Raw genomic sequence first — 5,994 nt, forward strand, 5'->3', positions numbered from 1 at the left:
AGGAATCATCCTTTTTACATAGATTATACCCTAGATTTTAGACAGGTTCTAAAAGTAATGCAATTAAAATGGGGGTATGTTTCATATTAGAAGTATCAACTTTGCCACTTGCAGGGCTCTTAGTTGTTATATTCATGTATTGATTCTCCTCCTGTTTTTTACTTAAAAATCTTTAAATACACCGGAACACATGTAATATAATATACATATGTAGATTAAAAAGGGAGAATCAATTTAAAGCCATTGTATATTTAATCTACAAAAAAGGAGAATTGTAGATGAACGATAATGAAAAACAGCTTGATTTACGTATTAGACGTACACATAAATTACTTTGGGATTCCTTATTTGAATTAATGACGCAATCAAAACAAAAATATAGTTCCATCACGATTAACCAAATATGCGATTGCGCGATGGTACACCGAACAACCTTTTATAAACATTTTGAAGATAAAGATGCTTTATTAGCATTTGGATTTAAACGCTACAGCAAGATGATTGCTGGAATACCGATTTCAGATCGATTAAGTAAGCCATTTCAAGTGATGGAACAATTCCTACATCATGAAGAAATCGGGAAAATATTAGAGGCGCAAATGTCTGATGAACAATTTATTAGCCGTACACATTATTTAAGTCATGAAACGAGAAAACAAAAAACGGAAGCGTTAAATCAGCTGTGCAAAAATCATACGATGCCAAATGATTTAATCATTGAATTTTATTCAGGAGTAATTACATCATTAAGCGCGTGGTGGTTTCAAAACGGAAGAACAGTTTCTGCGGCAGAAATGGATAGGCACTTCCATCAACTCATTAATCGGGATATTTTTCAGTTTGAAAAGGAATAGTATTACAACTTTTAGATCATGTAATCAAATTGACCATAAAATAAGAATATGATATATTTTCGGTAGAATACTATTTAAGTATGACATCGAATAGAATTGCGTATATTAAAAGAAGAGATGCGCTAACATCTCTTCCCTAACTGCTACCGTATAGGGTGGTAGTTATTATAAGTTATTTCTTTTTACGAAACCCACTCTTTTGCTTCCTACGACGCGGAGTGGGTTTTTTGTTGTCCTTATCCGGAAGTTGCTTCCGCAAAAAATACGCTGAAACTTCACGTACAGTCGCTTTCACAAACTCTTTTACAAGATCAAACAAAAACTCCATATTATCACCTCCTTTCCTTCCAAATAGAAAGAAGGGATAACCACCCACCCTCACAATATGCAGCTAAATATATTTTACCAAACGATTGTAAAGATATTATGTAAACAAAACAAATGAAATTTTACATAGAAAAAAAGCCCATATGAAAATGGGCTTTTTGCATACTATTTATTCTCTTTTAACTTCTCTAACTCCCGCTGTACTTCTTCTTGCAAATTTTGCTCTAACACTTCTTGCTGATTAGGAGACTTTAAATTATAAAAATAGTTACTAGCAGCTGTTTCTGCTTCTAGTTTTTGCACATACGATTCAATGCGCGCAAAGCCTTTCGCTGTACTTTCTGTATGGAACGAATCAATTGCTCTGTTGCTTTCTTTGATCGCTTGCGCTGCGTTTAAACGTGAAACAAGAACTAGTTCTTTATATTGCAACTCTCCATATTTCTTTTGCAATTTGTCAATTTGTTCATAAATCGTTGCTGTTTGCTCTTTTGTTATTTCGTACTGCTTACGATATAGTTCCGCTTTTTTCTCATTTACAATCTTTTCTTGCAGGGCTAACTGCGCCATGTGATCTTCTTCGCGTGATACTGCAAGCTCAGCTTGGCGAGTTCTCTTCGTAATAAGAATATCCGTTTCTGAAATTAATGCTTCATACTTTTTTTCTAAATAATATTGGTGAGAAAGTGCTTTTTCAGCCTTCGTAATTTGCTGTTCTGTTTCGCGAAGATATTGCTTCAACATGCTAACAGGTTTTTCTATCTTATCTAACGTTTGATGCACATCCGCCACTACAATATTTTTAATACGTTTTAAAATACCCATTATTACTTCTCCTCCTTACGAATATTGCGTTCCCATTGATCTAAAATATCTACTTGTTTTTGTACTTGAAAATCGCTGTATAAATCTATATCAGTTGCCATTCTTTTCTCTTTTAATTTTTTATATGCCCAAACAATCGTTGCAACAAATGCAAGCATCGGAAGGACCGGTAATAAACCAATAACTAGGAGCAATATGCCTGTCCATTTTTTAACCGTATTCCCTTCAGACTTACGAAGGATTAACCAGCCGAAAAGAACAAATCCAAACGCTAACAGGAATGGTGTAAAGAATAAACCTTCAGACTCTTTTTCATGGTGTTTTTCATGATGCTGATTTCTCTCAAAGTTATTAAACTTTTCTTTTTGCGTAACGAAAGCTTCTCTTTCTTTATCGTGAGAAACAGTATATGCCGCTTGCTTATGCTTCTCATGATCCCACCTTTCAAACTTCATACTATGTAATCCAAACAATAGTAATGCTAGAAGTAATGGAAGGATCAAAATCCATTTTAACCAACGTAATTTTTTACGTTTATTCTTTTTCATCTGTTCACCACCATGTATCATTCGTTTTGAGATAAGCAAAAAATGTATTACCTCCCTTTACCTTTGATACATATGAGTGTAAAACTTAGACGTGAGAAGAGCATGAAAGAAACATGATGAATATATGAGAAATATCTAAAATTTTTCTCATAATTATTCCAAAACGAAAAAAACCAAATTCTCCATATAAAGTGAAACTTTAATCAGTGGGGGTTTTGTCCATCCCCCACTGATTATTAGCCCACACCAATCGAGCTTTTACGGGCAGTTATCTCCCACCTAACTTCCTCGCATTCACCGAATTTTGAGGTGGGAGTCTTACTGCCCGTTAATGCGGGACCAAATAGAGAAATTGGGTTCTTTTTCATTATTTCTATTCACTTTAGAAACTCACATACTAATCTTCTTCAGATCCGCACTTTCAATAATTAAATGGAGAAAAAAACGTCGATGAATTTTCATTCCAAATATTCAGAATTAATATTAAAAAAAAACGATAGGGATAGGGGTATGGAATCATAAATTATACATAACGAGGGAATAGAAATGAAAATTCAATTAAAAGCTGATTTAATGCTACTACTAGTTACATTTTTTTGGGGTGCATCCATCCTACTTACAAAGCTTGGACTTGATGGCATAGAAGAATATAATTTAATCGCATTACGATTTATTATTGCCTTTCTTTTATCAGGTTTAATATTTTACAAACACTTATTCAAAGTCGATTTTAAAACTGTAAAATATGCTTTTATACTAGCTTCCGTTTTATTTATCGTCTATATTTTCGCGACTTTCGGTACAAAGTATACAAGTGTCTCTAATGCTGGTTTCTTACTATGTCTCACAGTCATTTTCATTCCGATATTATCAGCGATATTTTTAAAACACATTCCTGAAAAGAAAGTTATATTAGGAATTGTGTTAACGATAATAGGAATCGGCTTATTAACATTAACTAGCGAATTCAAGATCGGTAACGGCGATATATTTTGCATATTGTCTGCTTTATTTTATGCCATTCATGTCATCATTACTGGAAACGTAACAAAACATGTGAACTCGATTGCGCTCGGGGTCATACAACTCGGTTTCGTCGGCCTATTTAGTCTTATTTTTTCATTAGTGATGGAAACCCCAAAACTGCCTAGCACGATCAACTCATGGCTAATCATCTTAGCCTTAAGCATATTTTGTACCGCAGTCGCTTTCATCGTGCAAGTTATCGCCCAGCAATACACGACGCCCACACATACGGGACTTATCTTTTCACTAGAACCTGTCTTTTCGGCAGGGTTTGCTTTCGTTTTCACAGGTGAAACACTCACAGGGAAAGGGTATTTAGGGGCGACACTTATATTGTTGAGTGTGTTGATTGCTGAGGTGGATTTTAAGAGTTTGTTGAGGCCTAATTATAAGAAGAATATAGAGTAAACATTTCACTATGATCAATAAACATACCCCAGAAAAAATATGAGTTTATATTATTTTCATTCTCTTCACTTAGATTTTCTTTTAAATGAGATTTTTTTAGATGCTATCTTCGAATAAGGTAGCATCTAAAAAATGTTAAAAGAAATTTGCCCCTAGTATCTTCTTATATTTTATGTAGCCTTCATATTTGACCTTTTCTACGTTCTTTGAAGTAAAGATGTTCAAAATTACTTACTGAATATAGTCATACAGATTTTTCGCTAACAATAAACAAGTTACTGTAATGAAAAGAGCACGAACATACCCGCTTCCTTTTTTTATAGCAAATTTGGAGCCAACAATCCCTCCAGCAATTTGAGCAATCCCCATTATAAAACCATACACATAGTTTACTTGCCCTACATACATAAACATCAACAATGCACCAACATTACTTCCTAAATTAAGAAGCTTCGCATTACCTGCTGCTTTTAAAAAATCATACCCAATAAATAAAAGAGAAAACATTAAAAACGAACCTGTGCCAGGACCTAAAAATCCATCATAAAAACCAATAGCAAAAACAAAAAAAGTAAAGATAATGACGTGTCGACCAGACAATTTTTTATGAGTGGAAATACTACCCCAATCCTTTTTGAATATCGTATAAATAGCAACCGCACCAAGCATGATCAGCATCAATGGCTTCAGTACTTCTGGGTTCATTAAATGAACGGTCCCTGCTCCTATTATGGAACCTATGAAAGTGAGTGGAAATAATTTAAACGCCGATTTCAAATCAAGATTACCAGAACGATAAAACACAATATTACTAGTTGCACACCCCATTGTCGACGCTAGTTTATTCGTAGCTACTGCACTTGCTGGATTCAGTCCTGTAAATAATAAAGCGGGTAAGGCAATGAGTCCTCCACCACCTACAACTGAATCAATAAATGCAGCTAAAAATCCAAAAGCAATCAAAATAATTAATACTGATGGGTCTAAATAAAAATCCATACTATTAACCTCCCCTTTAGTGACTATCCGAATAGTAACTAATAATTTGCTAAATGTAAACAGTTATTGTAACGTTGAAATATAAAAGCAAACATCGGAGGACGAAAAAAGTGGACTACATAGTGCAACAGCTTAAAAAAATTGGTTTTAATGAATATGAAGCTAAATCTTATGTATCTCTTGTTAAACAGGGGCCTGTCACAGCCTACCAAGTGAGTAAGGATTCGGGTATCCCAAGAGCACGAATTTACGAGATTTTGGGTAACCTTGTAGAAAAAGGAATTGTCATGAAAGAAGAAATAAATGACACCACTCGCTATTCACCTCTACCTGTTGAAATCTTTTTACAAAAGGCACAATCAGAATGGCAGTCTACTTATGAAGGAATCAGTGATTCATTAAAAAAACTAGAAACTTTCGAGGAAAAAACAGATAATCGAGTGATTACTTTAAAAGACAATAAAACAATAATTAGCTACTGTCAGGCATTAATAAAAAAAGCCCAAAAACGTATTGTCATTTCAATGTGGGATGAGATGTATGAAGCGTTAAAAGAGGAACTATCTGAGGTAGCTGATAAAGTCACAGTACAAGGTATTACCCTGCATGTTGAAAATCCCATTAAAAATTTAGAAGCCCATCGTATAACACCTTATACAGAAACCCTGTCTACAGAACATTGGTTTATTTTATCGATAGATTCTAAAGAGATGATTTATGGACCATCACTTGAGGAGCGCAATATTGCTTTTTATACAGATGATCCCGTTCATATATACCTATTAGAGGATTATGTATGGCATGATGTTTTAGTGAATCGACTTGTACAACGTAGCCAAGATGATTTGGAGCAATGGATTACTACAGAGCGAAAATCCTTCTTTATGGAAAAATAAGAAACATATTCAAAGAATCAAAAAATAAAGCATAAGTTAATGAAATAGAAAACTTATGCTTTATTTACCTCTATCCAAATAAAGCAAAAAGCTAGGGATACTCCCTTAACA

At 34.1% G+C, this 5,994-nt stretch carries 7 protein-coding genes; 3 read left to right on the forward strand and 4 right to left on the reverse strand.

Going from position 1 to position 5,994, the window contains the following annotated elements; genetic code table 11:
• Positions 1 to 278 precede the first annotated feature (278 nt).
• A complete protein-coding gene (locus AB3X49_RS16305; protein ID WP_367963361.1) occupies positions 279 to 854 on the forward strand; it encodes a TetR/AcrR family transcriptional regulator in 576 nt (191 codons plus the stop codon).
• A gap of 172 nt (positions 855 to 1,026) precedes the next feature.
• Here AB3X49_RS16305 and AB3X49_RS16310 read toward each other — a convergent pair whose 3' ends face one another.
• From AB3X49_RS16310 to AB3X49_RS16320, 3 genes are all read right to left on the reverse strand, one after another.
• A complete protein-coding gene (locus tag AB3X49_RS16310) occupies positions 1,027 to 1,182 on the reverse strand; it encodes a hypothetical protein (RefSeq protein WP_367963363.1) in 156 nt (51 codons plus the stop codon).
• A 164-nt stretch (positions 1,183 to 1,346) separates the two neighbouring features.
• Positions 1,347 to 2,006 carry a PspA/IM30 family protein gene (locus AB3X49_RS16315; protein ID WP_367963366.1) on the reverse strand — a complete coding sequence of 220 codons (660 nt, stop codon included), beginning with the start codon at positions 2,004 to 2,006 and terminating at the stop codon, positions 1,347 to 1,349.
• 2 nt (positions 2,007 to 2,008) lie between these two features.
• The gene (locus tag AB3X49_RS16320) at positions 2,009 to 2,554 is read right to left on the reverse strand and encodes a hypothetical protein (protein WP_367963368.1); all 546 of its coding nucleotides are present in this window, start codon (positions 2,552 to 2,554) and stop codon (positions 2,009 to 2,011) included.
• A 546-nt stretch (positions 2,555 to 3,100) separates the two neighbouring features.
• On the opposite strand from AB3X49_RS16320, the gene AB3X49_RS16325 reads away from it, so the two are divergent.
• Positions 3,101 to 3,988: a DMT family transporter gene (locus tag AB3X49_RS16325; RefSeq protein ID WP_002134700.1), complete on the forward strand. Its 888-nt coding sequence runs from the start codon at positions 3,101 to 3,103 to the stop codon at positions 3,986 to 3,988.
• Positions 3,989 to 4,219: 231 nt separating this feature from the next.
• Here AB3X49_RS16325 and AB3X49_RS16330 read toward each other — a convergent pair whose 3' ends face one another.
• Positions 4,220 to 4,987, reverse strand: a complete 768-nt coding sequence (locus AB3X49_RS16330) for a TSUP family transporter (protein ID WP_367963370.1) — start codon at positions 4,985 to 4,987, stop codon at positions 4,220 to 4,222.
• 110 nt (positions 4,988 to 5,097) lie between these two features.
• Between AB3X49_RS16330 and AB3X49_RS16335 the strand changes: the two genes are divergently transcribed.
• Positions 5,098 to 5,883, forward strand: coding sequence for a TrmB family transcriptional regulator (locus AB3X49_RS16335; protein WP_002166243.1), 786 nt, complete (start codon positions 5,098 to 5,100; stop codon positions 5,881 to 5,883).
• The last annotated feature ends 111 nt before the right edge of the window (positions 5,884 to 5,994 follow it).

This window comes from Bacillus sp. C30 (assembly GCF_040838255.1).
Taxonomy (GTDB): Bacteria; Bacillota; Bacilli; order Bacillales; family Bacillaceae_G; genus Bacillus_A; species Bacillus_A mycoides.

What these genes read in the sequence shown, in the direction of transcription:
- AB3X49_RS16305 (WP_367963361.1), top strand. Translation starts at nt 279, where the DNA reads ATGAACGATAATGAAAAACAGCTTGATTTACGTATTAGACGTACACAT.
- AB3X49_RS16310 (WP_367963363.1), bottom strand. Translation starts at nt 1,182, where the DNA reads ATGGAGTTTTTGTTTGATCTTGTAAAAGAGTTTGTGAAAGCGACTGTA.
- AB3X49_RS16315 (WP_367963366.1), bottom strand. Translation starts at nt 2,006, where the DNA reads ATGGGTATTTTAAAACGTATTAAAAATATTGTAGTGGCGGATGTGCAT.
- AB3X49_RS16320 (WP_367963368.1), bottom strand. Translation starts at nt 2,554, where the DNA reads ATGAAAAAGAATAAACGTAAAAAATTACGTTGGTTAAAATGGATTTTG.
- AB3X49_RS16325 (WP_002134700.1), top strand. Translation starts at nt 3,101, where the DNA reads ATGAAAATTCAATTAAAAGCTGATTTAATGCTACTACTAGTTACATTT.
- AB3X49_RS16330 (WP_367963370.1), bottom strand. Translation starts at nt 4,987, where the DNA reads ATGGATTTTTATTTAGACCCATCAGTATTAATTATTTTGATTGCTTTT.